The organism is Micromonospora sp. CPCC 205539 (genome assembly GCF_036906815.1).
Lineage (GTDB): Bacteria > Actinomycetota > Actinomycetes > Mycobacteriales > Micromonosporaceae > Micromonospora.
Window position 1 is genome coordinate 111,290 of sequence record NZ_JBAKHW010000021.1, and the last position, 24,061, is coordinate 135,350.

The 24,061-nt window shown below is 72.0% G+C and carries 22 protein-coding genes; 12 read left to right on the plus strand and 10 right to left on the minus strand.

Annotated features, from left to right (window positions below; all coding sequences use genetic code 11):
* Positions 1-2: 2 nt before the first annotated feature.
* On the minus strand, positions 3-563 hold the full coding sequence (locus V6V47_RS20010; protein ID WP_334629809.1) for a TetR/AcrR family transcriptional regulator: 561 nt from the start codon (positions 561-563) through the stop codon (positions 3-5).
* Between the two features lie 83 nt (positions 564-646).
* On the opposite strand from V6V47_RS20010, the gene V6V47_RS20015 reads away from it, so the two are divergent.
* The 4 genes from V6V47_RS20015 to V6V47_RS20030 are packed head-to-tail and all read left to right on the plus strand — an operon-like array spanning position 647 to position 5,397.
* Positions 647-1,093 carry a DoxX family protein gene (locus V6V47_RS20015; RefSeq protein WP_334629810.1) on the plus strand — a complete coding sequence of 149 codons (447 nt, stop codon included), beginning with the start codon at positions 647-649 and terminating at the stop codon, positions 1,091-1,093.
* Between the two features lie 25 nt (positions 1,094-1,118).
* A complete protein-coding gene (locus V6V47_RS20020; protein ID WP_334629811.1) occupies positions 1,119-1,601 on the plus strand; it encodes a MarR family winged helix-turn-helix transcriptional regulator in 483 nt (160 codons plus the stop codon).
* A complete protein-coding gene (locus tag V6V47_RS20025) occupies positions 1,595-3,328 on the plus strand; it encodes an ABC transporter ATP-binding protein (RefSeq protein WP_334629812.1) in 1,734 nt (577 codons plus the stop codon). The genes V6V47_RS20020 and V6V47_RS20025 overlap by 7 nt, the downstream gene beginning before the upstream one ends.
* Entirely contained in the window at positions 3,325-5,397 is a 2,073-nt protein-coding gene (locus tag V6V47_RS20030; protein ID WP_334629813.1) for an ABC transporter ATP-binding protein, read from the plus strand. The genes V6V47_RS20025 and V6V47_RS20030 overlap by 4 nt, the downstream gene beginning before the upstream one ends.
* A 74-nt stretch (positions 5,398-5,471) precedes the next feature.
* Here V6V47_RS20030 and thrS read toward each other — a convergent pair whose 3' ends face one another.
* A complete protein-coding gene (gene thrS / locus V6V47_RS20035; RefSeq protein WP_334629814.1) occupies positions 5,472-6,698 on the minus strand; it encodes a threonine--tRNA ligase in 1,227 nt (408 codons plus the stop codon).
* A 526-nt stretch (positions 6,699-7,224) separates the two neighbouring features.
* Between thrS and V6V47_RS20040 the strand changes: the two genes are divergently transcribed.
* The 4 genes from V6V47_RS20040 to V6V47_RS20055 all read left to right on the plus strand — a co-directional run bounded on the left by V6V47_RS20040 (position 7,225) and on the right by V6V47_RS20055 (position 9,386).
* On the plus strand, positions 7,225-7,842 hold the full coding sequence (locus V6V47_RS20040) for a DedA family protein (protein WP_334629815.1): 618 nt from the start codon (positions 7,225-7,227) through the stop codon (positions 7,840-7,842).
* A gap of 44 nt (positions 7,843-7,886) precedes the next feature.
* A complete protein-coding gene (locus V6V47_RS20045) occupies positions 7,887-8,255 on the plus strand; it encodes a type II toxin-antitoxin system RelE/ParE family toxin (RefSeq protein ID WP_334629816.1) in 369 nt (122 codons plus the stop codon).
* Entirely contained in the window at positions 8,252-8,584 is a 333-nt protein-coding gene (locus tag V6V47_RS20050) for a helix-turn-helix domain-containing protein (protein WP_334629817.1), read from the plus strand. The genes V6V47_RS20045 and V6V47_RS20050 overlap by 4 nt, the downstream gene beginning before the upstream one ends.
* Before the next feature lie 142 nt (positions 8,585-8,726).
* A complete protein-coding gene (locus V6V47_RS20055; protein ID WP_334629818.1) occupies positions 8,727-9,386 on the plus strand; it encodes a DUF998 domain-containing protein in 660 nt (219 codons plus the stop codon).
* A 102-nt stretch (positions 9,387-9,488) separates the two neighbouring features.
* On the opposite strand, the gene V6V47_RS20060 is transcribed toward V6V47_RS20055, so the two are convergent.
* Positions 9,489-10,892 (minus strand): NAD(P)H-quinone dehydrogenase, encoded by a 1,404-nt coding sequence (locus tag V6V47_RS20060; protein WP_334629819.1) that lies wholly within the window; start codon positions 10,890-10,892, stop codon positions 9,489-9,491.
* A gap of 106 nt (positions 10,893-10,998) precedes the next feature.
* Here V6V47_RS20060 and V6V47_RS20065 point away from each other — a divergent pair, with 106 nt between their 5' ends.
* Entirely contained in the window at positions 10,999-11,454 is a 456-nt protein-coding gene (locus tag V6V47_RS20065; RefSeq protein WP_334629820.1) for a gamma-glutamylcyclotransferase, read from the plus strand.
* A gap of 72 nt (positions 11,455-11,526) precedes the next feature.
* Here V6V47_RS20065 and V6V47_RS20070 read toward each other — a convergent pair whose 3' ends face one another.
* The 4 genes from V6V47_RS20070 to V6V47_RS20085 form a co-directional block, all read right to left on the minus strand.
* Positions 11,527-12,486 carry a GNAT family N-acetyltransferase gene (locus tag V6V47_RS20070; RefSeq protein WP_334629821.1) on the minus strand — a complete coding sequence of 320 codons (960 nt, stop codon included), beginning with the start codon at positions 12,484-12,486 and terminating at the stop codon, positions 11,527-11,529.
* Positions 12,487-12,545: 59 nt separating this feature from the next.
* The gene (locus V6V47_RS20075; protein WP_334629822.1) at positions 12,546-13,292 is read right to left on the minus strand and encodes an SCO6745 family protein; all 747 of its coding nucleotides are present in this window, start codon (positions 13,290-13,292) and stop codon (positions 12,546-12,548) included.
* Positions 13,293-13,407: 115 nt separating this feature from the next.
* Positions 13,408-14,409 carry a hypothetical protein gene (locus V6V47_RS20080; RefSeq protein WP_334629823.1) on the minus strand — a complete coding sequence of 334 codons (1,002 nt, stop codon included), beginning with the start codon at positions 14,407-14,409 and terminating at the stop codon, positions 13,408-13,410.
* A 4-nt stretch (positions 14,410-14,413) separates the two neighbouring features.
* On the minus strand, positions 14,414-15,043 hold the full coding sequence (locus V6V47_RS20085; protein ID WP_334629824.1) for an MBL fold metallo-hydrolase: 630 nt from the start codon (positions 15,041-15,043) through the stop codon (positions 14,414-14,416).
* Between the two features lie 93 nt (positions 15,044-15,136).
* On the opposite strand from V6V47_RS20085, the gene V6V47_RS20090 reads away from it, so the two are divergent.
* A complete protein-coding gene (locus V6V47_RS20090) occupies positions 15,137-16,129 on the plus strand; it encodes a DUF4349 domain-containing protein (RefSeq protein WP_334629825.1) in 993 nt (330 codons plus the stop codon).
* On the opposite strand, the gene V6V47_RS20095 is transcribed toward V6V47_RS20090, so the two are convergent.
* Both V6V47_RS20095 and V6V47_RS20100 read right to left on the minus strand, forming a co-directional pair.
* Complete coding sequence (locus V6V47_RS20095) at positions 16,086-17,345, minus strand: amidohydrolase (RefSeq protein WP_334629826.1); 1,260 nt, start codon at positions 17,343-17,345, stop codon at positions 16,086-16,088. The two genes, V6V47_RS20090 and V6V47_RS20095, sit on opposite strands and share 44 nt — an antisense overlap.
* A gap of 449 nt (positions 17,346-17,794) precedes the next feature.
* Positions 17,795-19,378: an acyl-CoA mutase large subunit family protein gene (locus V6V47_RS20100; protein WP_334629827.1), complete on the minus strand. Its 1,584-nt coding sequence runs from the start codon at positions 19,376-19,378 to the stop codon at positions 17,795-17,797.
* Positions 19,379-19,584: 206 nt separating this feature from the next.
* On the opposite strand from V6V47_RS20100, the gene V6V47_RS20105 reads away from it, so the two are divergent.
* Together V6V47_RS20105 and V6V47_RS20110 are read left to right on the plus strand one after the other, a co-directional pair.
* Positions 19,585-21,642 carry a serine/threonine-protein kinase gene (locus tag V6V47_RS20105; protein ID WP_334629828.1) on the plus strand — a complete coding sequence of 686 codons (2,058 nt, stop codon included), beginning with the start codon at positions 19,585-19,587 and terminating at the stop codon, positions 21,640-21,642.
* A gap of 48 nt (positions 21,643-21,690) precedes the next feature.
* Positions 21,691-23,358: a phospho-sugar mutase gene (locus tag V6V47_RS20110; protein ID WP_334629829.1), complete on the plus strand. Its 1,668-nt coding sequence runs from the start codon at positions 21,691-21,693 to the stop codon at positions 23,356-23,358.
* A gap of 8 nt (positions 23,359-23,366) precedes the next feature.
* Here the strand turns inward: V6V47_RS20110 and V6V47_RS20115 are convergent, their stop codons facing one another.
* Positions 23,367-24,044 (minus strand): GOLPH3/VPS74 family protein, encoded by a 678-nt coding sequence (locus V6V47_RS20115; protein WP_334629830.1) that lies wholly within the window; start codon positions 24,042-24,044, stop codon positions 23,367-23,369.
* Between the last annotated feature and the right edge of the window lie 17 nt (positions 24,045-24,061).

Genomic DNA, 24,061 nt, shown 5'->3' on the forward strand with positions numbered 1-24,061 from the left:
GGCTACCGGGCTAGTCGCTTGAGGACTTCCCGGGCCGCATCTCGGGGCTCTTCACCGACCCGGCCCGGCAGTGCGCCCGCCAGCCAGAGGGTCGCGAACCCGTGCGCGATCGACCAGGCGGCGAGCGCGTCCCGGTCGGCGTCGCCGGGCTCGCCCCGGCTGGGCAGGGCGGACACCCCGGCGCGGAGCGCGGAGCCGGCACGCTCCCGAGCGGCGACCAGTTCGGCGTCGTCGGCCCGGTAGAGCTCGGGCCGGAACATCACCTCGAAGTGCGCGCGGTGCCGAACGGCGAAGTCGACGTACGCGACGCCAGCGGCCAGCAGGTCGTCGCCCGATGCGGCCAGCACCTCCGCCAACGCCTCGAAGCCCTGCGTGGCCAGCGCGGTGAGCAGGCCCGCCTTGTCGCCGAAGTGGTGCGCCGGCGCGGCATGTGACACGCCGGCCCGCCGGGCGAGGTCGCGCAGGCTCAGCGCGGCCGGCCCGACCTCCTCGATCGCCTCCAGCGCGGCCGCCAACAGTGCGCGGCGAAGGTCCCCGTGGTGGTAGGTGCGCGTTCCGGTCATGCCCGAATCCTATCTTGACGTTGACAAGATGCCATCCTGGGCGGCAATCTTGTCGGTGACAAGTTCACCCGAGGAGGATTCCGATGGCACCCCTGATCGCCCTGGTGGTCGGCACCGCACTGGCCCGACTGGCCGGCCTGGTCGGCGTCACCGCGCTGGACGGCTGGCACCCCGCACTGCGGGTCGGGCTGGCGCTGATGTTCGTGCTGACCGGCGTCGCGCACTTCGTCGGACAGCGGCGCGCCGACCTGATCGCGATGGTTCCGCTCGGCCTACCCCGACCGGAACTCCTGGTCACGCTCACCGGCGTGCTGGAACTGGTCGGCGCGGTCGGCCTGCTCGTCCCGGCCACCGCCCGCTGGGCAGCGGCGGGGCTCGGCCTGCTGATGCTCGCCATGTTCCCGGCGAACGTCTCGGCTGCCCGGCGCGGGCTGACCCTGGCCGGCAGCCCGGTGCCCCCGCTCGGGCGGCGCACCGCACTACAGGTCGCGTTCGTCGCGGCGGCGGCGGCTATTTCGTTTGGCCCCTGACAATCAGGTGGCTAATCTATCAACCGTGGATCTCGTGACCCTCCAGGACGTGCCGCTCGGCCGGCTGCTCGGGGTGGCCGGGCACCTGGTCGGGCAGCGGTGGAACCGCTACCTCGCCGAGGAGCACGGCCTCACCCAGGCCGGCATGATCACCCTGATGACGCTCGCCCGACACGGCGAGCTGCCCCATCGGCAGGTCGCCGAGCGGTGCTTCGTCCGCCCGGCCACGCTGACGGGCATCGTGGACACGCTGGCCCGTGAGGGGCTGGTCGAGCGCCAACGCGACGACAGCGACCGGCGCAGCGTCCGACTCGCCATCACCCCCGCTGGGCGGGAGCGAGTGGAGGCACTCTCCAAGATGATCCACTCCGGACGCCCACTCACCTCGGTCGACGCCGACCCGGCAAAGGCCCAGGTGATCCGGGAGTTTCTGCTCGAAGTCATCGGCAGCGGGGACGACCCGCGGATGATCGGACGCGTCACCGAACCGAAGGACCCGGCGTGCTGATCCGACTCCTGCGCAATCAACTGCGCCCCTACCAACGACCGTTGTTGGCCGTGGTGCTGCTCCAGTTCGTGGGCACCATGGCGTCGCTCTACCTGCCCAGCCTGAACGCCGACATCATCGACCAGGGCATCGCCCGGGGCGACACGGACTACATCGTGCGTACCGGCGGCTGGATGCTGCTGGTCAGCCTGATCCAGATCATCTGCTCGATCGCCGCGGTCTATCTGGGCGCTCGGATCGCGATGGGCTTCGGCCGGGACGTCCGGGCCGAGTTGTTCGGGCACGTCAACCGCTTCTCCGCCCGCGAGGTGGCCCGATTCGGTGCCCCGTCGCTGATCACCCGCAACACCAACGACGTGCAACAGGTGCAGATGCTCGTCCTGATGAGCTGCACCATGCTGGTCGCCGCACCGATCATGAGCGTCGGCGGCGTGGTGATGGCCCTCCGGGAGGACCTCGGGCTCTCCTGGCTGATGCTGGTCAGCGTGCCGGTGCTGGCCGTCGCGCTCAGCATGATCATCAGTCGGATGGTGCCCGGCTTCCGGCTGATGCAGACACGGATCGACACGGTCAACCGGGTGCTCCGCGAGCAGATCACCGGCATTCGGGTGGTGCGCGCCTTCGTCCGTGAGCCGTACGAGACGGATCGCTTCGCCGTCGCCAACGCCGACCTCACCGCCACCGCGCTGCGAACCGGGCGGCTCCTGGCGCTGATCTTCCCGGTGGTCATGCTGGTGCTGAACGTCTCCAGCGTGGCGGTGCTCTGGTTCGGGGCGCAGCGGGTGGACGCCGGTGCGATCCAGGTCGGCGCGCTCACCGCCTTCCTGCAATACCTGATGCAGATCCTGATGGCCGTGATGATGGCCACCTTCATGCTGATGATGGTGCCCCGGGCCGCGGTCTGCTCCGAGCGGATCGGCGAGGTGCTCGACACCGACTCCTCGGTGGTCCCCGCCGCCGAGCCGGTCACCGAGCCGGTCGGCCGGGCCGAGTTGGAGCTGCGTGGGGTGCGCTTCCAGTACCCGGGCGCGGTCGAGCCGGTGCTGCGGGACATCTCCTTCCGGGCCACCTCCGGCACCACCACGGCGATCATCGGCAGCACCGGCGCCGGCAAGACGACCCTGCTGTCGCTCATCCCCCGCCTGGTCGACGTCACCGACGGCGCGGTGCTGGTCGACGGTGTGGACGTACGAGAGCTGGAGCCGGACGAGCTGTGGCGCCGGATCGGCCTGGTGCCGCAGCGGCCGTACCTGTTCACCGGCACGGTCGCCAGCAACCTGCGCTACGGCAACCCGGACGCCACCGACGAGGAGTTGTGGACAGCGTTGGAGATCGCCCAGGCCCGGGACTTCGTGGCGCAGATGCCCGAAGGGCTGGACGCCCCGATCGCCCAGGGCGGCAGCACCGTCTCCGGCGGACAGCGGCAACGCCTGGCCATCGCCCGAGCCCTGGTCCGGCGGCCGGAGATCTACCTCTTCGACGACTCGTTCTCCGCGCTCGACCTCGGCACCGACGCGCGACTACGGGCGGCGCTGCGCCCGGTCACGGCGGACGCCGCGGTGGTGATCGTGGCCCAGCGGGTCTCCACGATCATCGACGCCGACCAGATCATCGTGCTCGAGAACGGAGGGGTCGTCGGCGTGGGACGACACCAGGAACTGCTCGACGACTGCCCGACGTACGCCGAGATCGTGGCCTCCCAGCAGACGACGGAGGTGCCGGCATGAGCGAGCCCGACGAGACGCGGACCGCGGCCGTACCCGCGCAGAAACCCGGCGGCGACGCGCGGACGCCGAAGCGGCTGCCGCCCGGCCGGCAGGGCGGCGGACCACCGTGGATGGGCGCCGGGATGCCCGCCGAGCGGTCGATGACCTTCGGGCCGTCCGCCCGGCGGCTGCTCGGCCGACTGCGCCCGCACCGGCTGCACCTGGCCGCGATCATCGCGCTGGCCGTGGTGAGCGTGGGGTTCAGCGTGGCCGGGCCGAAGATCCTCGGCCACGCCACCGACCTGATCTTCAGTGGGGTGATCGGGCGGCAACTGCCGGCCGGCACCACCGCCGACCAGGCCGTCGCGGCGGCGCGGGCCAGCGGCAACGACAACTTCGCCGACATGCTGGCCCGGATGGACGTGGTGCCCGGTGCGGGCATCGACTTCACCGCCCTGAGCCGGGTGCTGCTGCTGGCGCTCGGGCTCTACCTGGCGGCGAGCCTGCTGATGTGGTGGCAGGGTTGGCTGCTCAACGGGGTCGTCCAGCGCACCGTGCTGCGACTGCGCGCCGAGGTGGAGGAGAAGCTCAACCGACTTCCGCTGCCCTACTTCGACCGGCAGCCCCGCGGTGAGCTGCTCAGCCGGGTCACCAACGACATCGACAACATCTCCACCAGCCTCCAACAGACCCTCAGTCAGTTGCTCACCTCACTGCTGACCGTGGTCGGCGTGCTGGCCGCGATGTTCTGGATCTCGCCGCTGCTGGCCCTGGTGGCCCTGGTCGCGGTGCCGCTGTCGGTGCTGGTCACCCAACGCATCGCCAAGCGCTCCCAGCAGCAGTTCATCGCCCAGTGGAAGCACACCGGCGAGCTGAACGGCCAGATCGAGGAGGCGTACACCGGTCATGAGCTGGTGAAGGTCTTCGGCCGGCAGCGCGAGGTCGAGGCCGCGTTCGCGGCGAAGAACGAGGAGCTGTTCCGGGCCAGCTTCGGCGCCCAGTTCATCTCCGGGATCATCATGCCGTCGATGATGTTCATTGGAAACCTCAGCTACGTGGCCATCGCCGTGGTCGGTGGTCTGCGGGTGGCCTCCGGGACGATGAGCATCGGCGACGTGCAGGCGTTCATCCAGTACTCCCGCCAGTTCACCCAGCCGCTCACCCAGCTCGCCTCGATGGCCAACCTGCTCCAGTCCGGGGTGGCCTCGGCCGAGCGGGTCTTCGCGGTGCTCGACGCCGACGAGCAGAGCACCGACCCGGTCACGCCCGCACGGGTCACCGACCCGCACGGGCGGGTCGAGTTCGAGCACGTCTCGTTCCGGTACGAGCAGGACAAGCCGCTGATCGACGACCTGTCGCTGGTCGCCGAGCCGGGGCACACGGTGGCCATCGTCGGCCCGACCGGTGCCGGCAAGACCACCCTGGTCAACCTGGTCATGCGGTTCTACGAGCTGGACGCCGGCCGGATCACCCTGGACGGTGTGGACATCACCGAGATGCGCCGCGACGACCTGCGGGGCCGGATCGGCATGGTGCTCCAGGACACCTGGCTCTTCGGGGGCACCATCCGGGACAACATCGCCTACGGCCGGCCGGACGCGACCGAGGACGAGATCCTCGCCGCGGCCCGAGCCACCTTCGTGGACCGGTTCGTGCGCAGCCTGCCGGACGGCTACGACACGGTCATCGACGAGGAGGGCAGCAACGTCAGCGCCGGCGAGAAGCAGCTCATCACCATCGCCCGGGCATTCCTCGCCGAGCCCTCCCTGTTGATCCTGGACGAGGCGACCAGCTCGGTGGACACCCGGACCGAGGTGCTACTGCAACGGGCGATGGCCGCACTGCGCTCGGACCGGACCAGCTTCGTCATCGCGCACCGGCTCTCCACCATCCGGGACGCCGATCTGATCCTGATGATGGAGAACGGCCGCATCGTCGAGCAGGGCACCCACGAGCAGCTACTAGCCGCGCAGGGCGCGTACCACCAGCTCTACCGTTCCCAGTTCACCGGCGCCGCGATCGACGAGGAAACCACCACTCCCCACCCCACCCCCACCCCCACCCCCACCCCCCAGCCCGCGTCGATCTAGGGCGAATCGTCGTGCACAGAGATCATCTGACGACGATCCGCCCTAGATCGGCGGGCGGAACGGGTGGGGCGGGGTCACTCCGGCGGGAGCGGCGGGAGCAGGTCGGCGGCGCGGGTGGCGACCTGTTGGGTGATCAGGGTGAGTGCGGCGGGGGCGGGCATCGGGGGCAGTGCTCGGCCGCCGCGCAGGCGCAGCGCGAGACGGCCGTCGGCCGCCTCGCGGGGACCCAGCACCCCGAGGTACGGGACGCGGCGTCGGGCCGCGTCCCGGATCCGGGCGCCCAGCGAGCCGGCGGCATCGACCTCGACCCGCAGCCCGGCGTCGACGGCACGCCGGGCCAGGTCGGCCGCCGCGTCGGCCTGAGCCTCGTGCACCGGCAGCAGCACCAGCTGCACCGGCGCGTACCAGGCCGGGAAGGCACCCTCGTGCACCTCGATGAGGTACGCGAACAGCCGCTCCATGCTGCCGACCAGGCTGCGGTGCACCATGACCGGCCGTCGCCGGCTGCCATCCGAGTCGGTGTACGACAGGTCGAACTTCTCGGGCTTGTCGAAGTCGAGCTGGATGGTGGAGATGGTCGACTCCCGACCGGCCGCGTCGACGATCTGAATGTCGATCTTCGGCCCGTAGAAGGCAGCCTCCCCCGGCGCCTCCACGTACTCCACGCCGGCCAGTGCGCCCCGGAGCAGCTCCTCGGCCAGGGCCCACTGCGCGTCGTCACCGACGTACTTCTCGCCCGGCCCACGCAGCGACAACCGGAAGCCCGCCGGGCGGACACCGAGCGCGGCGTGCGCGGCGCGAATCAGCCCGAGGATCTCGACGACCTCCTCGCCCACCTGCTCGGGCGCGCAGAAGGTGTGCGCGTCGTTGAGCGAGATGGCACGTACCCGGGACAGCCCACCGAGCACCCCGGACCGCTCCGAGCGGTACATCCCGCCCAGCTCGGCGATCCGCAGCGGCAGCTCCCGGTAGGAGCGGCCCCGAGCCCGGAAGACCAGCGCGTGGTGCGGGCAGAGCGCCGGTCGGAGCACGAACTCGTCGTCGGCGCTCAGCCGCATCGGCGGGAACATGTCGTCGGCGAAGTAGCCGAGGTGGCCGGAGAGTTCGAAGAGCTCGCGCTTGCCCAGCGGAGGCGAGTAGACGTGCTGGTGGCCGGAGCGGCGCTCCAGCTCCCGGACGTACTCCTCGACCGCGTGCCGGGCGGCGGCGCCCGCCGGCAGCCAGATCGGAAAGCCAGCGCCGGCCAGCGGATCGGAGACGAAGAGGTCCAGCTCACGGCCGAGCTTGCGGTGGTCGATCATGTCGCGCTCCTGGATCGGGTACGACCCGGAGGCGACCTGGTCACCGAACGCCGCGCGGCCCTCGGGGGCGGATCGCCCCGGGGCCTGGTCGACGGTGGTTACGTCAGAGCGGCGCGCCGGGGACACCCGGCGTCGTGGTCAGCACTACCGCTTTGCGCATGTGGCGACCGTACTCGTGGGGCGGTCGAGGACGCACCCGGATTTGCGACGGTGGCCGCGGTACAGGAGGGGCGGGCCGCCGGCGCGGGACCCGCCGGCGGCCCTGGGCGGCCCGAATCGTCAGGAACGGGGGACCCGACGGTGCTGGGGCCGCGACGACAACGGTACGCCGACGGACGCCGATCCGCCGACCGGCATGGGCCCGGCGAAAGGCCGCCGAGCCATCACCGAGCGGTGGGGCGACTCGTTACACCCGGGTGGCCCAGTGGTGTCGGCGGTCACGACGGGACGGGGCTGTCGACGGTGACGCCGGACACGCCGTCAGGCTCGGTACACCCAATCGGCCGCATCCGGCGAGGTGGCAGGCGTGCCCGAACTACTGACTGACGTCGCGTCGCCGACGTGGGCCTATCTTGCGCTGCTCGGCCTGCTGATCGCGGACGCCTTCGTCCCGGTGATCCCCACCCAGGTCGTCATGATCACCAGCGGTGCGCTCACCGTCTACGGCGGCCTCAGCCTGCCGGTCACCATCGGCGTCGGCGCGCTCGGCGTCTTCGCCGGTGACCTGGCCTGTTACCTGCTCGGCCGAGGTGCACCCGACCGGCGGGAGCCCCGGCACGCCGAGCCGAGTCGGGCCCGCCGGATGGCCAGCCGAGTCACGCAGGGCCTCCGCCAACCCGGGCCACTGGTGATACTGCTCTGCCGATTCGTCCCCGGCGGTCGGATGGCGGCCTGTTTCTCGGCCGGCCGCAGTCGCTACCCGTACCGGCTCTTCCTGCTCTACGAGACGGTCGCGGCGCTGGGCTGGGCCACCTACGGCGCGCTGGTCGGGCACCTGGGCGGCACGGCGCTGACCGAATCCGCGTGGCGGCTGGCCATCATCGCCACCGCCGCGGCGGGCGGCTTCGCCATCGCCGGGTGGGCCATGACCCTGGTCAGCGCCCGCCACGCCCGCACCGCCGCCGCGGACATCTCCATCGACTGAGTGTCGACGGCCCTGCGGGTATAAGCTGGCCTTATATTGACACGATGTGGGACGTCAAACTTCATCCTGCGGTCGAGGAGTGGTTCCTCGACCTGTGCAGGACGGATTCTCCCAGCGCCGACCTCATCAGTGAGGCCATCGATCTCCTCGCCGAACACGGGCCGGCACTGGGGCGTCCCCTGGTCGACCGACTCAAGGGGAGTTCCTTCCACCACATGAAGGAGCTTCGTCCTGGATCGGCCGGCGCCACGGAGGTCCGCATGATCTTCGCCTTTGATCCACTTCGAGAAGCGGTCTTCCTGGTCGCCGGCGACAAGTCCGGCCAGTGGCAGAGTTGGTACCAGACGGCCGTCCCCTTGGCGGACGAGCGATTCCAGGAGCACCTCTCCAGCTTGAAGGACGCACACAAATGAGCGGTGGAGTTGACTGGCGGGACGTCCAGGCGAAGGCCCGAGAAATCGATCCAGCCTGGGAGCACCCGGACCGGGTCACGCGTCGGGCTCGCCAACGTGAGCAGATGGTGGCATCGGTAAGCGGGGCGCGACTCGGGGAGATCCGCAAGCAACTGGGCATGACCCAGGCCCAACTGGCCGAGGCCGCAGGTTTGACCCAGGCGAGGATCAGCCAGATCGAGAATGGCGAGCACACCGGCCTGGAGACGCTTCGCGCCTACGTCACCGGCCTGGGGGGTCACCTCGACGTCGTCGCCCGCATCGGGAACATCCATCTGAACGTGGCCTGATCGGTCGGCTGCCGCCCTCCCCGGAGGGCCCCAGACATTGACGCCCCGGGTGATGTCCGGGTGCCTCTAGGGGTGGTCCCGGGGAAGAATTTCGGTGGTCGTCCCGGATCCGGCTGGGGCCCGTCCGGCGACAGGCTGAGGCATGCCTGGAACCCGGAACACCGGACTACTGGCCCTCGGCGGGATCGCCCTGGCGGCGCTGCTCGCCGTGGTCGGCCACCTCGACGTTGGCGACAATCTCGATCCGTTGACGCAGACCGTCAGCGACTTCGCGGTCTCCGACCGGGGTGGCGTCATCGACGTCGCCATGGTGCTGCTGGTGCTCGTCACCGTGGCGCTGCTGCACGGCCTGCGCCGCACCGGTCCACCCGGGCCAGGCTTCGGCTGGGCGGCCGAATTGCTGCTCGGCGCGTGGGCGGCCGGGCTGCTGCTGGCCGCGGTGGTACCCACGAACGACTTGGGCACGGCCATGAACACCGCCGCCTACGTGCACCGGTACGCCTCGGTGGTCGCCTTCCTGGCGTTGCCGGCCGGGGGCTGGCTGCTCGCCCGCCAGCGCGAACTGGCCCCCGCCGCCCGGACGCTGCGCACCCTCGTCCTGCTCAGCCTGGCCCTGGCGGCAACGATGATCGGGTCCGCCTACCTGGGCGACCGCATCCTGATCGGCCTGGTCGAACGCCTGCTCATCCTCACCGAAGTAGCGGTCCTCGGCACGCTCGCCTTGACCCTGACCCTGACCCGAACGCCCACCTCCGTCGATCATGCAGTTGCGGTCTCCCACAAAAGGGGCATAGCCGCATAAAAAGGCGACCATAACTGCATGATCGACGAGGCGGGGGGGCGAGGGCGGGGGCGGGGTGGGGTGGGGTGGGGACGGGCGGGGCGGGGACGGGCGGGGCTGGGGTTACTCCAGTTCGTGGAGCATTAGTTGGCGGGCTGCTTCGGTGATCGAGCCGGAGAGGCTCGGGTAGATGGTGATGGTCTGGGCCAGCTCGTTGACGGTCAGGTTGTTCTCGACCGCCATCGTGATCGGCAGGATCAGCTCGCTGGCCTTCGGAGCGACCACCACGCCGCCGATCACCTGACCGCTCGCCGGCCGGCAGAACAGCTTGACGAACCCGTCGGACAGGTCGTCCATCTTGGCCCGGGCATTGCCGGACAGCGGCAGCATCACCTGCCGGGCGGGCACCTTGCCGGCGTCCACCTCGTCCTGCGAGACGCCCACGGTGGCCAGCTCCGGGTCGGTGAAGACGTTCGCCGCGACGGTACGCAGCCGCAGCGGGCGGACCGCCTCGCCGAGGGCGTGCCACATCGCAATCCGGCCCTGCATGGCGGCGACGCTGGCCAGCAGCAGCACCCCGGTGCAGTCACCGGCGGCGTAGATGCCGGGCACGTTGGTCCGGGACACCCGGTCGACCGTCACGTAGCCACCCCGGCCCAGCTCCACGCCGTACTCGGCGAGGCCCAGGTCGGCGGTGTTGGGGATCGAGCCGACCGCGATCAGCGCGTGCGAGCCGGTGACCTTGCGGCCGTCGGAGAGCTCCACCTCGACACCATCGGCGGTACGCCGGACCGCGTCGGCCCGGGAGTTGTTGAGGATGCTCATGCCCCGGTTACGGAACACGCGCTCGATGGCCGAGGCCGCGTCGGCGTCCTCGTGTGGCATCACCCGGTCCCGGCTGGAGACCAGGGTCACCTCGACTCCCATCGCCAGGTATGCGCTGGCGAACTCGGCGCCGGTCACGCCGGAGCCGACCACGATCAGGTGCTCGGGCAGCTCGGGCAGGTCGTACACCTGGCGCCAGGTCAGGATGCGCTCACCGTCCGGGACGGCGGTGGGCAGCTGACGGGGCGTCGAGCCGGTGGCCACCAGCACGGAGGACGCGGCGATGGAGTATTCCTCCCCGCCGTCGGCGGGGGTGACGATGACCAGGTGGGTGTGCCCGAGGGCGTCCTCACCCAGCCGGGCGGTGCCGGCCACGAAGGTGACCCCCGCCTTGAGCAGCTTGGCGTGGATGTCCGCGGACTGGGCCAGCGCCAGCCGCTTGACCCGCTCGTGCACCGCGCGCGCGTCGACGGTGACCGCTTCCAGGCCATCCGAGTGCACCCCGAACTCCTCGGTGTCCCGGTAGCCGGTGACAACCCCCGAACTGGCGATGAAGGTCTTCGACGGCACGCAGTCGGAGAGCACGCAGGCCCCGCCCGCGCCGTCGGCCTCCACCACGGTGACATCGGCGTCCAGCTGGGCGGCGACCAGCGCCGCCTCGTACCCGGCCGGCCCCCCGCCGATGATCACGATCCGGCTCACAGCGTTCGCCCTTCGTCCATGCTCACAGTGACTTTCTTCTCCCGACCAAACCCGACACGCACCGTCGTATTCTCCCCCACCCGTCCGCCGGGCTATCGTCATCGCCGTGCGTCATCACGCCGCCTACGGCTCAAACCTGGACCCCGCCCGGATGCGCGCCTACTGCCCGCATTCGCCGATGGTGGGCACCGGCTGGCTGGAGGGATGGCGGCTGACCTTCGCCGGGGCGGACGTGATCGGCTGGGAGGGTGCGGTGAGCACCCTGGTCGAGTCCCCCGGTGACCGCGTCTTCGTGGCGATCTACGACATCCACCCGTACGACGCCGCCCAGCTCGACGAGATCGAGGGGGTGACCGCCGGCACGTACCGCAAGCTGCACGTCCGGATCTCCACCCTCGACGGCGATGTGACCGCGTGGATCTACGTCTTCAACGGGTACGAGGGCGGGCTGCCGACCTCGTGGTATCTGTCGGAGATCGCGAACGCCGCCGAGAAGGCGGGCGCGCCGGACGACTACGTCACCGAGCTGCGGGCCCGCCCCACCGGCACCGCGTCGGCCTAGAGGCTGTCGCACACCTCCAGTCTGCAACCGCAACCGGCTGGAGCGCCCGTCGGGCCCGACCGGGGTCGTCAATCACACACCAGCCGCCGGGACGACCAATTCGTACATGTCGGTCCACCGGGTCTCCCGCAGCCCCACCGAGTGGTAAAGCGACAGCGGGGCGGTCGGGTTGCTGAGATCCACTCCCAGGCCGGCCGTGTGCCGGCCCTTCCCGGCGTAGCAGGCGAAGGCGCGGCGCAGGAGCGCGGCACCCACACCGCGTCGACGGTACGCGGGCAGCACCGAGAGGCTCCGCACCCAGCCCTCCTGCCGGTCGAGCGCCTGATCCGACGACTGCAACGCGCCGGCCGGCACCCCGTCCACCTCGGCGACGAACCACTCGTCCCAGGCGGTCACGTCGCCGACCCGGGCCCGCCAGCGCTCGTACGACAGCGGCTCGTGATCGGGGGTGTCGCGGAACGCGACGTCATGGATCCGATGGAACTCCCGCAGGTCGGCCTCGTCGTCCGAGCGGACCGGGCGCACCGTCACCCCGGGCGGCGGGGACGGTTCGACGGGCAGGTCGGTCAACGGGCCACTCATCCGCACATACCGCTTGGTCAGGGTGAACCCGACCGCCCGCAGGTCCCGTTCCCAGTCGCGTTCCGGCGCGAAGACGGAGCACCGGACGGTGAGCGCGGGCAGGCCGCGCTCGGCCGCCCGCTCGGCGGTCCGGTCCAGTTGCCGGGCCAGCAGTGGCGCCCGGACGACGGCACCCCGCGTCGGATCGACGTACACCTCGACGAACTCCCGGCCGACCCCGGTCGGGTTGTCCACGGTCGACCAGCCGACGACCACGTCGTCCGGGTCGGTCGCCAGCCAGGAGTCCCGGGACGGGTCGACATAGGGGGCGGTCAGCGACGCCACCACGTCCTCCGCGTCGAAGTCGGGATAACCGATGGCGAAGGTGTCGGCGGCGTGCACCACCGCGAGGATCGCCGGGACGTCGTCGAGAATGGGCCGACGCGCGGTCCAGCCAGCGGGAAGGGTCACGGCAGGTCATCCTGGCAGCCGCCCGCGGCCAGCGCCGCCCATTTTCGCCGGCCCGGCGGTCAGGCTCGTACGGGGGCCAGGTCGGCGCGGGTGCGGTGCAGCAGCTCCACCAGCTCGGCGCCGTCGGCGGGCCCGAGCGCAGCGAACGCCGGAGCGGCCAGCCGGTCGGTCACCGCTTCGGCCCAGAGTCGGCGACGCACCAGCGGCCCGACCGGCGGGTACGGTGGCGGCCAGCCGCAGGCCACCGCCCCGGCCTCCCCCTCGGGCCCGGCCAGCACCGCCTCCAGCGGGGACATACCGCTGGCCCGCACCGCCAGCAGATAGGCGCCGGTGAAGTGTTCGCGGAGCAGTCGCAGCCCGGCGGCGCTCCGGGCGCCCGGGGACAGATCCGGCAGCGGCATGGCCCGCCAGGCGGCGAAGAGCGGCATGCCGCTCGCCTCCGCCGCCGCCACCACCCGGTCGACCAGCCCGGCCAGGCGCTCGGCCCCGGGCAGTGGGCCCAGGTGCTGCGCGCCCCAGCGACAACACTCGGCGAGGCTCGCAGCGGCCACCTCGGCCGGGCGGACGACCCGGGCCGCGGCGTCCCAGCCGTCGGCCACCGCGTCCGGGGCGATGAAGCCGAGGGCAGCGGCAGCCGTCTCGGCCCGTACGGCGCCGAGCGCGCCGGCCCGGCCGCTGATGTAGAAGGCCCAGCCGGAGATGCCGAGCAACCGGGCCCGGCGCAGCGTGGTCGGGCACCGGCTGAACGCGTCGCCCAGGTCGAGCGCGACCGGCTTGCTGGCGGCGGCGACCTGCTCCGGCGTCATCCGGGCGCCACCACGCCGCGCCCCGACCGGTCGCTCGCCGTGGCACGAGACCCGGCCACCCGGGTCGGGGTCGCCGGCTGGGGACGGGTCGCCCGCTCGTCGTCGTCCATCGATGTCAGTCTGCCGGGCCGCCGCCCGTGTCCGCAGTCCCCTCTTCGGCCTCCAACGCCTCGACGGCCGCCTCGACCTCGCCCGCGCGCCGACGGGCCACGGTGACCGCCCGCTCGGCCGCGCGTCGGGCCAGCTTGGCCCGGCTGAGATCCTGCTCGGCGACCGCCCGCCGCCGCTCCAGCTCAGCCAGCTCGGTCTCGATCGCGTCGAGTGCGGTGGCGCCGTCCCGCTCCTGCCCGGCCGCCTCGGTCAACTCGGTCTCGGCCCGCTCCTGGTCGGTCCGCGCCCTGGTCAACTCCCGTTCCAGTGCCCGCCGCTGCCGGGCACGCTCGGCCCGGGCCGCCCGCTGCGCCGCCCGTTCCGCCTGCGCGGCACGCTCCGCGGCCCGGTCGGTCGGCGCGGCCCGGTCCGTCCGCGGCGTCGCGTCGGGGTTCGCCCGCTGTGTGCCGGGTCGGCGGGCCGGGCGTTCCACCGCCGGCTCCTCGTCGTCGCTGGTGACCAGCCGCAGTTGTGGGCGGGGCACCTCACCGAAGCCGGCATAGCTGGCCGCCCGGAGCAGGCGGCCGGCCCGGACCTGCTCGGCGACCTCGGCATCGGAGAGTGCCGCGTTCAGGGTCGCCTCGACCTCGCCGAGCGGCAGCTTGCCGGTCGGCGGTGCGTCCGGCTCCGCGGCGGCGAGCTTGCGGACCTCGGCGACCAGGGCACCGACCACCGCGCGGCGCTGGGCGGACAGCTCCCGGAGCCGGGGCCCGCGTAGCTCCCGCTGGGCGGCGCGCAGCGCGTCAGCGAGTTCGACCAGGTCGGCGACCAACTCGGGTCGGTGGATGGCGAGCAGGTTCACCAGCCACGCGGACACCGTGGGTCGGCGCAGCCGGGCCAGCTGCCGGGCGGAGGTCGGATCGCCGGCACGTCGGGCCTCGGCCACGGCGGCGTCCCGGGCGGCCACGAACCGCTCCGGTGGGGTGCGGTAGAGCTGCTGCACCAGCTCCGGGGAGGGGCCGGCCATCGCGTCAGACGTCCACCCGGCTGCCGGGCTCCAGCCGCTGGTACTCGGTGCCCGACAGAGCGGTGTACTGCCGGTCGAGGACGCCCAGGCCGTTGTCGTTGAGCAGCGCGTCGTGCAGCGCGTACGCGCGTCGGGGTGCGACCGCCCGGATGAAGTCGACCACTTCGGAGAACTTCGACCAGGGCGCGTGGATCGGTGCGAAGAGCGTGTCGATCGGCGTGTCCTCGGGCACCACGAGGGAGTCGCCCGGGTGGTAGACCACGTCGTTGATCAGGAATCCCAGGTTGTCCACCACGGGGATGTCCGGGTGGATCACGGCGTGCCGCCCGCCGTAGGCGCGGACCGCCACTCCGGCGGCGGTGAACGACTCGCCGGGCGCGACGGGGCGCAACGCCTCGGCCGCGTCACCGAGGGTGTCGGCGAGCGAGGCGGGCCCGTGGATTGGGAACGGCCGCCGGTCGAGCTGTCCGCGTACCGCCGCCACGTCGAGGTGGTCGGGATGTTCGTGGGTGATCAGCACCGCGTCCGCCCCGTCCAACGCCGCCGGATCGCTGAACACACCGGGGTCGACGACGAGCACTCCCCCGTCGTGTTCCACCCGCAGGCAGGAATGGGCGTACTTGGTGAGCCGCATCGTGACTCCTCGCATATCGAATCGTGACGTCCTCAGCGCAGTCTGCCGGAACCAGCCGGCGAGCGCGCCGCGTCCGAGGTATCGCCACACCGGTTGACGACGATGGGAGCGGGGATGGACGGACGGGTAGGGCAGCGCCGCGTCGCGCTGCTTGCGGCATTGGGAATGACGGCGGCGCTGGCGCTGGCGGGCTGCGGCTCCAGCGACAGCGGGCAGGACGGTGCGAAAGGCACGGCGGCCGAGGCACCGGCGATCGGCAACGGGTCGCAGGGCCTCAGCGACGCCGACAAGGGCAGCGGCGCGAAGGCGGCGGAGGCGGCCGGGGCCGGTGCCCCGGACCTGCGGGTCGACCAACGGGCGATCATCTACACCGGAACGATGCGGGTGCAGGTGGACGATGTGGACGCTGCCGCTCGCGAGGTCACCGCCGCGGTCACCCGGGCCGGTGGCTTCATCGGCGGTGACCAGCGGCGCAGCGCCGAGGCCGACGCGGTGGCGGAGTTGGAGCTGCGGGTGCCGGCCGCGAAGTTCGCCGGCGTGGTGGAGGAGGTCGCGAATCTCGGCCGGCAGCAGAGCCGGGAGATCAACACCCAGGACGTCACCGAGGAGACCGTCGACCTGGATGCTCGGATCACCAGTCAGCGGGCCAGGGTGGACAGCGCCCGTCGGCTGCTCGCCCGGGCCAGCTCGATCACCGATCTGGTGTCGCTCGAGAACGAGCTGGGTCGCCGGGAGGCCGACCTGGCCTCGCTGGAGGCCAAGAAGCGGCGGCTGGCCGACCTGACCGCCCTCTCCACGATCACCGTGTCGCTCGCCGGGCCGGCAGCGAAGACCGACGACGAGGAGGACGAGACCGGCTTCCTGGTCGGGCTGCGCAACGGCTGGAAGGCGTTCGTCGTCTCGCTGACCGTCCTGCTCACCGTCCTGGGCGCGCTGCTGCCCTGGATGGTCGCGCTCGGCGTACCGCTGGCGCTGCTCTTGCTGGTGCTGCGCCGGCAGCGGCGGAAGGCGCCGGCTCTGGTGGCGACCCCGGCCGCTCCGGTCAGCGCACCGCCGCCAGTGCCCGCAGCGCGGTCTGGACCATGACGCGTACGCCGGCCGGGATGGCCCGCTCGTCCACGTCGAAGGACGCGCGGTGCAGGTCGACGTTGGGGCCGGAGCGGCCCACGCCGAGCCGGGCGAGGGCGCCGGGGACGTACTCCAGATACCAGGAGAAGTCCTCGCCGCCCATGCTCTGCGGCGTCTCGGCGATCCCCTCCGGGCCGAGCGCGGCGGAGGTGGCCGCGGTCAGCACCTGAATCGCCCGGGAGTCGTTGCACACCGGCGGCCGGCCGCGCAGGTACTCCAGGTCGACCGTGGCGCCGGTCGGGGCGATCACGTCCCGGACCACCTGGGCCACGATCTTCGGAGCCTGCTCCCAGGTGTCGCGGTCCATCACCCGAAGGGTGCCGGAGGCGCAAGCCTCGGAGGGGATGACGTTGTAGCGGGTGCCGGCCGACGCGTGGCCGAAGACCAGCAGCAGCCCGCTGTTGGCCGGCACCCGGCGGCTGACCAGGGCCGGCACCTCGGTGATCAGGCGGCCGAGCGCGTCGACCAGGTCGACGGTCAGGTGCGGACGGGCGGTGTGCCCGCCGGGGCCGGAGAGCCGGACGGTCACGTTGTCGGCGGCCGCGGTGATCGGGCCGACCCGCAGGCCGACCTGACCCACCGGCAGGTTCGGGTCGCAGTGCAGGGCGAAGATCTGCACCACGTCGTCCAGGCCGCCGGCCTCGATGACCTCCAGCGAGCCGCAGGGCAGGATCTCCTCGGCCGGCTGGAAGATGAGCCGGACCCGGCCGTCCAACTCGCCAAGGTCGGCGAGCTGGGCCAGCAGCATGCCGACGCCGAGCAGGATCGACGTGTGCACGTCGTGCCCGCAGGCGTGGCAGACGCCTTCCACGGTGGACCGGTACGGCACGTCCTTGGGATCGTCGAGCGGCAGGGCGTCGATGTCGGCGCGCAGCGCGACGACCGGGCCGTCGGGACGGCCGTTGACGTCGCAGATCACGCCGTTGCCCTTGGGCAGCAGCCGCGGGTGCAGACCGGCCAGCGAGAGCTCCCGGGCGATCAGGGCGGCCGTCTCGAACTCCGTGCCGGAGAGCTCGGGGTGCGAGTGGAGGTGACGGCGGGTGGCGATCAACCCGGGTACCCGGAGCGCGAGGAGGTGGTCCAGGTCGCGGGGCAGCGGCTGGGACCCGGACGGCAGCTCCGGCAAGGACGACGCCAGCTGGCTACCGGTGGGCAGCGTCAACGCACTCGTCACGTCGAATTCTCGATCACTAGAGATGGATGGATCATCGGGGACAGCAGACAGCCTAGACCTCCGGCGGTGACGCTGCGCAACCTCGTTACGGTAATGATCAGGGAGCACAGCGTCACGTATGCCCTGCTCGGAGCGCTCAGAGGTGAGTGGGACAGCAGGTAGATCGCGGTCGAACCCCATCACCTGCCCCTCACCTCCTACAACGCGTAACCGACCCGGGCGATCAAGAATGCCGGCGCGGCTCACCGACCCTCGTTGCGAATTGTCGCATTAGTCGGTCTGGTGAACTGACAGTCCGTCAATTAGCCGACCACTCTCCACAACCGGCCGAAAAGACGCTCACACACGCGGACCTGTCACGACCGCACAGGGTGTGCGTCCCGGTTCACCCGGTCGAGGTACCCGTAAACCTGGCAGGCACACCCCGATCGGCGCCAACGGCCGGTCGGTCAGAACCGGTCGGTGGGCCGGTACAGCCCCCACGCCTCGCGCAGCGTCCCGCAGACCTCGCCCACCGTGGCCCGGGCGCGCAGCGCCTCCCTCATCGGGTAGAGCACGTTCTCGGTGCCGTCCGCGGCGGCCCGCAGCTCGGCGAGAGAACGCGCCACCGCGTCGCCGTCCCGCTCGGCACGCAGCCGGGCCAGCCGCTCGCCCTGCGCGGCCTCGATCGTCGGGTCCACCCGCAGCGGCTCGTACGGCTCCTCCTCGTCCACGGCGAACCGGTTGAGCCCGACCACCACCCGCTCGCCCGAGTCGATCTCCTGGGCGATCCGGTACGCCGACTGCTCGATCTCCCGCTTCTGGAACCCGGCCTCGATCGCATCCACCGCCGAACCGTGGTCGGCAACCCGCTCCATCAGCTCGATGACCGCGGCCTCGATCTCGGCCGTCATCGCCTCCACCACGTACGAACCGGCGAACGGGTCGACGGTGGCGGTGAGGTCCGTCTCGTACGCCAGCACCTGCTGGGTACGCAGCGCGAGCCGCGCGGCCTTCTCGGTGGGCAGCGCGATCGCCTCGTCGAAGCTGTTGGTGTGCAGCGACTGGGTGCCGCCGAGCACCGCGGCCAGCCCCTGCACCGCCACCCGGACGAGGTTGACCTCCGGCTGCTGGGCGGTGAGCTGCACACCGGCGGTCTGGGTGTGGAAGCGCAGCATCATCGACTTCGGGTTCTTGGCACCGAAGTCGTCGCGCATGAGTCGGGCCCAGATCCGCCGGGCGGCGCGGAACTTCGCCACCTCCTCCAGCAGCGTGGTGCGGGCCACGAAGAAGAACGACAGCCGGGGCGCGAAGTCGTCCACCGCGAGCCCGGCGGCCAGCGCGGCCCGGACGTACTCCACGCCGTTGGCCAGGGTGAACGCGATCTCCTGCGCGGGCGTCGCGCCGGCCTCTGCCATGTGGTAGCCGGAGATGGAGATGGTGTTCCACTTCGGCACCTCCTTGCGGCAGTAGGCGAACGTGTCGGCCACCAAGCGCAGTGAGGGCTTCGGCGGATAGATGTACGTCCCGCGGGCGATGTACTCCTTGAGAATGTCGTTCTGGATGGTGCCGTTGAGCGCCGCGCCGGGCACCCCGTTCTCCTCGGCGACGAGCTGGTAGAGCAGCAGCAGCACCGATCCGGGCGCGTTGATGGTCATCGAGGTGGAGACCTTGTCCAGCGGGATGTCGGCGAAGAGCAGCCGCATGTCCTCGATGGAGTCGATGGCCACACCGACCTTGCCGACCTCGCCGTGCGCGATCGGGTCGTCGGAGTCGTACCCCATCTGGGTCGGCAGGTCGAAGGCGACCGAGAGGCCCATCGTGCCGGCGCGCAGGAGCTGGTGGTACCGCGCGTTCGACTCGGTGGCGGTGCCGAAGCCGGCGTACTGCCGCATCGTCCACGGACGGGAGGTGTACATCGTGGGGTAGACCCCCCGGCTGTACGGGAATTCGCCGGGGCCGCCCAGCCGGGAGTCCAGGTCCTCCGGAAGGTCGGCCGCCGTGTAGACGCCCTTGATCGGGAAACCGGACTCGCTTGACCGCCGTTCGTTCATCCCCGGATGGTAGGACGCGCGGCCGTGCCGTCGGGTGAGGGATACCGCACAGCGAGTCCCGACCGGTCGACAGGAGGTGAACGGCCGGCCACGTTCTGTCGTCCTGGATAAACGTCCGTCGCGTCGGCTTTCGCATCGGGCGTCGGAACCAGCAAGATAGGGGGGTTGTGTCCCAGCCCCCCTCGATTTCCCCCGGTGGCTTTTCTGTGACTCAGATCCCGACGTGGAGCGGCGGACCAGTCAGTCCCGCCAACGGACGCGCGGCACCCGGCACCACCATCGGTGGCCGGTACTCGCTGCGGTCCTCGGTGGGCAACGGCGGCATGGGTACGGTGTGGCGCGCCACCGACACCCTGCTCCGCCGGGACGTGGCGGTGAAGGAGGTCGTCCTGCCCCCGGGGCTGGCCCCCAGCGACCGCGACGCGATGTACGAGCGCACCCTGCGCGAGGCCCGCGCCGCCGCCGCCATCCAGCACCCCGCGGTCGTGCAGGTGTACGACGTGGTCACCGAGGCCGGTCGGCCGTGGATCGTCATGGAGCTGCTGGACGCCCGCAGCCTCGCCGACATGGTGATCGAGGACGGGCCGGTCGCGCCCCGCGCGGTTGCCAAGATCGGCATCGCGTTGCTCGGCGCGCTGGAGGTGGCCCACGCGATGAGCGTGCTGCACCGCGACGTCAAGCCCGCCAACGTGCTGATCTGCTCCGACGGGCGCTGCGTGCTGACCGACTTCGGGGTCGCGCGGATGCCGACCGACGTGCAACTCACCACCCCCGGCATGGTGCTCGGCTCGCCGCACTTCATCTCGCCGGAACGCGCCATGGGGCAGGATTTCGGCCCGCCCAGCGACCTCTTCTCGCTCGGTGTGACGCTCTACACGGCGGTGGAGGGGCGACCCCCGTTCGACAAGGGCGACCCCATCGAGACCATGCACGCCGTGGTCGAGGACCCGCCGGCACCGCCGCAGCGCAGCGGGCCGCTGACCCGGGTGCTGATGGGGCTGTTGGAGAAGGACCCGGCCCGCCGGCTGGACGTGCACACCTCCCGGGCCATGCTGCGGGAGCTGCTCGCCGGCCCGCTGGGCAGCACCGCCACCGCCGTGCACTCGGTCACCGACCCGTACGCGGTGGTGCCGGTGCAGCAGCGCCCGGCGCCCGTGCCGCCGCCCCAGCCCGAGCCCAAGCCGGACAGCCAGATCGGCGGCCGGGCGATGCTCGCCCCCAACGAGTCGCTGACCGACCGGTTGGCCGCGCCACGCAGGGGCGACCGTCCGCAGCCGGCCGCCGCCGGCGCCACCGGCCTGGACGACACCAGCGCCGACGCGCTCGCCGGCCCACTGCACACCCCCACCGGCGCGATGCCGGTCCCCGGCCGACCCGCCGGCGGGCGCACCTATGGCGGCAACGCCGACGCCACCCAGCGAGTGGACGCCGGTGGGCACCCGGACGCCACCCAGCGGGTCACCTACGGCAGCCGGCCGGACGCCACCCAGCAGGTCAGCTACGGCGGCGCTCCGGACGCCACGCAGCGCGTCGGCGGCACCTACGGCGGCGGCAACCAGTGGTCGGTGCCCGGCACCGGCCAGCCCTGGGCCACCCCGGGCGACACCTCGGGCGGCGGCGCACTCGGCAAGGTCCGCGCCACCGGCGGCCAACTGGTCACCACGGTCAAGGGCTGGCCGCGCAAGGTGCAGCTCGCCGCTGCCGGCGGGGTGGCCGTGGTGCTGCTGCTCGTCATCGTGGCGCTGTCCAGCGGCGGCGACGAGCCTCCGCCGAGCGTGCCGCAGGCGCAGCCCACCCCGTCGGCCCCGGCCGGCCCAGGGGTGGAGATGCAGGAGCACTCCGCCCGAGGCGTGCAGGTGATGGTGCCGAAGGGCTGGAAGAAGGCCACCGGCGGCAGCTACACCGATTACGTCGACCCCGAGGACGACGGCCGCAAGATCCGCATCCTCACCGAGAAGTGGACCGGGACGCCCACCCGCTGGGCGGAGAGCGCACAGAATTTCCTCCGCACCAAGAGCACGACCTGCAAGAAGCCGTACGAGCAGGTGGCCCTCAACGAGCAGGAGTGGGCGGGCGGCCCGGGCGTCGAATTCGAGTACACCTGCGGCACCGGTGGCGACATGCGCCACGGGGTGTGGCGCGCGATGGTCAAGGACGGCAAGTCCTACTCGTTCTACCTCTCCGCCACCGAGGAGAAGTTCGCCGAGAGCAAGCCGATCTTCGACGAGATGGTGCACACGTTCCAGCTCACCGGGAACGGCTGAGCCGGAGGGAACCGACAGCGGTGATCCGCCGCCGTGCTATCAAGAGGCATGGCGGCGGACACCACTGACATCGACGACATTCGCGAGCAAGCCCGGCGCTGGCTGGCCGACGACCCCGATCCGGCCAGCCGGGCCGAGCTGACCGCGGTGCTCGACGGCCTGCCGGCGAGCGCACCTGAGCTGGCCGACCGGTTCGCCGGGCCGCTCACCTTCGGCACCGCGGGCCTGCGCGGCCCGCTGCGCGCCGGCCCGAACGGCATGAACCTCGCCGTGGTCACCCAGGCCGCCGCCGGGCTCATCCGCTGGCTCGCGGCCCAGGGCGGCACCGGCCCGCTGGTGATCGGGTACGACGCCCGGCACGGCTCCCGGGCGTTCGCCGAGCGGACCGCCCAGGTGGCTACCGGAGCCGGCCGGCCGGCACTACTGCTGCCCCGCCCCCTGCCCACCCCGGTGCTGGCGTACGCGGTGCGTGAACTCGGCGCGGTTGCCGGCGTGATGGTCACGGCCAGCCACAACCCGCCGCAGGACAACGGCTACAAGGTCTACCTCGGTGCCGAGCTGGGCGGCGAGCTGGGCGCGGGTGCGCAGATCGTGCCACCGGCCGACGCCGGTATCGAAGCCGCCATCCGGGCGGTCGGCCCGCTGATGCAGGTGCCGCTGGGCCAACCCGGTCAGGTGCTCGGTGACGACCTGGTCGCCTCGTACGTCGAGCGGGCCGTCGCGGTGATCGCGCCGGACGGCCCCCGGGACCTGACGGTGGCGTACACGCCGCTGCACGGGGTGGGCGCCACGGTGCTCACCGCCGCCTTCGCCCGGGCCGGCTTCCCGGTGCCCGGCGTGGTGCCCGAGCAGGCCGAGCCGGACCCGGCGTTCCCCACCGTGTCGTTCCCCAACCCGGAGGAGCCGGGTGCGGTGGACCGGCTGATCGCCCTGGCCGATACGACCGGCGCCGACCTCGCCATCGCCAACGACCCGGACGCGGACCGCTGCGCCGTGGTGGTCCGGTCCGCTGCGGCGAGTTGGCGGATGCTGCGCGGGGACGAGGTGGGCACGCTGCTCGCCGACCACCTGATGCGGCGCGGCGTGACCGGCCTCTACGCCACCACGATCGTCTCGTCGTCGCTGCTGCGGGCGATGTGCGCGGCCCGCGGCCTGCCCTACGACGAGACGCTGACCGGCTTCAAGTGGATCGTCCGAGCCGGCGGTGGAAGCGCACCGCTGGTCTTCGGCTACGAGGAGGCGCTCGGCTACTGCGTCGCCCCGGACCACGTACGGGACAAGGACGGCATCACCGCGGCGCTGACCGTGGCCGAGCTGGCCGCCGGCCTCAAGGCGCAGGGGCGCACGCTGACCGACCGGCTGGACGAGCTGGCCGCCGAGTTCGGCGTGCACCACACCGACCAGCTCTCGGTCCGGGTGGACGACCTGCGGGAGATCACCGATGCGATGGCCCGGATCCGGGCCGTCACCCCAACCACCCTGCTGGGCGCGCCGGTGACCGAGACGCAGGATCTGCTGCCCGAATCGGACGTGGTGATCCTGCGTACCGGAAAGGCCCGGGTGGTGATCCGCCCCTCCGGCACCGAGCCCAAGCTCAAGTCGTACCTCGAGGTGGTGGAACCGGTCACCGACGGCGACGTGCCCGCGGCCCGCACCCGTGCGGACGCGGCGATCGCGCAGCTCCGCAGCGAGATCGCCGACGCCCTCGGCCTCTGACCCCCGGGTCAGGCCCGCTTGCCCAGGGCCTGGTCCACGGCTATGCCGAGGGCGGCCACCACCAGGCCCACGGAGGGGCGGACCACCGAGTCGTCGACGCTCACCTCACCGGAGAAGCCGGCACCGGTGGCGATCTCCGCCAACCGGAGGCGGGCGTCGCCGGCGGCCTCGTCGCTCACCCCGAGCGCGGATTCCATCCGCAGCACCGCGACCAGGGTGGCCAGCGCGGCGGTGCGCTCGTCCGGTGCCGCCGCGCCGGTCAGCGCCTCGGCCAGCCGCTGCCGGGTGTCCGCCTCGACGGAGGCGTCCACCACCGGGTAACGGTGGACGTGGATGAAGCCCAGCTCGGTCTCGTCGACGTCGCGGATCACGCCCTGTCGGCACAGGTCACCGAGGATCCGGTCCCGCAGACCGTGCCGCAGCCGCTGCACCCAGGAGGCCGGCGTGTGCGGAGTGTCGGCGGCGATCCGGCCGAGCACCTCGTCGGTGACCGGCTCGCCGGTGGGCGTCGGGTCGACCACCGACAGGGACCCCTGGTCGTACGCGATCCGACCGGCCAGAGCCAGCTCGACCAGCACCGCCGCGGCCATGCCCAGGTCCAGGCTGATCCGCGGCATGGTGGCCTTGCCGGTCGTGTCGTCGTACGCGAGCAGCAACAGCTCTTCGGCGAGCGCAACACCAGTCATGGCCGCAGACGGTAGCG

Coding starts and splice junctions, on each gene's coding strand:
- V6V47_RS20045 (WP_334629816.1), top strand. CDS start 7,887: ATGTGGGACGTCAAACTTCATCCTGCGGTCGAGGAGTGGTTCCTCGAC.
- V6V47_RS20110 (WP_334629829.1), top strand. CDS start 21,691: ATGGCGGCGGACACCACTGACATCGACGACATTCGCGAGCAAGCCCGG.
- V6V47_RS20050 (WP_334629817.1), top strand. CDS start 8,252: ATGAGCGGTGGAGTTGACTGGCGGGACGTCCAGGCGAAGGCCCGAGAA.
- V6V47_RS20015 (WP_334629810.1), top strand. CDS start 647: ATGGCACCCCTGATCGCCCTGGTGGTCGGCACCGCACTGGCCCGACTG.
- V6V47_RS20075 (WP_334629822.1), bottom strand. CDS start 13,292: ATGACGCCGGAGCAGGTCGCCGCCGCCAGCAAGCCGGTCGCGCTCGAC.
- V6V47_RS20115 (WP_334629830.1), bottom strand. CDS start 24,044: ATGACTGGTGTTGCGCTCGCCGAAGAGCTGTTGCTGCTCGCGTACGAC.
- thrS (WP_334629814.1), bottom strand. CDS start 6,698: ATGATCGACCACCGCAAGCTCGGCCGTGAGCTGGACCTCTTCGTCTCC.
- V6V47_RS20080 (WP_334629823.1), bottom strand. CDS start 14,409: ATGGCCGGCCCCTCCCCGGAGCTGGTGCAGCAGCTCTACCGCACCCCA.
- V6V47_RS20030 (WP_334629813.1), top strand. CDS start 3,325: ATGAGCGAGCCCGACGAGACGCGGACCGCGGCCGTACCCGCGCAGAAA.
- V6V47_RS20085 (WP_334629824.1), bottom strand. CDS start 15,043: ATGCGGCTCACCAAGTACGCCCATTCCTGCCTGCGGGTGGAACACGAC.
- V6V47_RS20055 (WP_334629818.1), top strand. CDS start 8,727: ATGCCTGGAACCCGGAACACCGGACTACTGGCCCTCGGCGGGATCGCC.
- V6V47_RS20100 (WP_334629827.1), bottom strand. CDS start 19,378: ATGAACGAACGGCGGTCAAGCGAGTCCGGTTTCCCGATCAAGGGCGTC.
- V6V47_RS20010 (WP_334629809.1), bottom strand. CDS start 563: ATGACCGGAACGCGCACCTACCACCACGGGGACCTTCGCCGCGCACTG.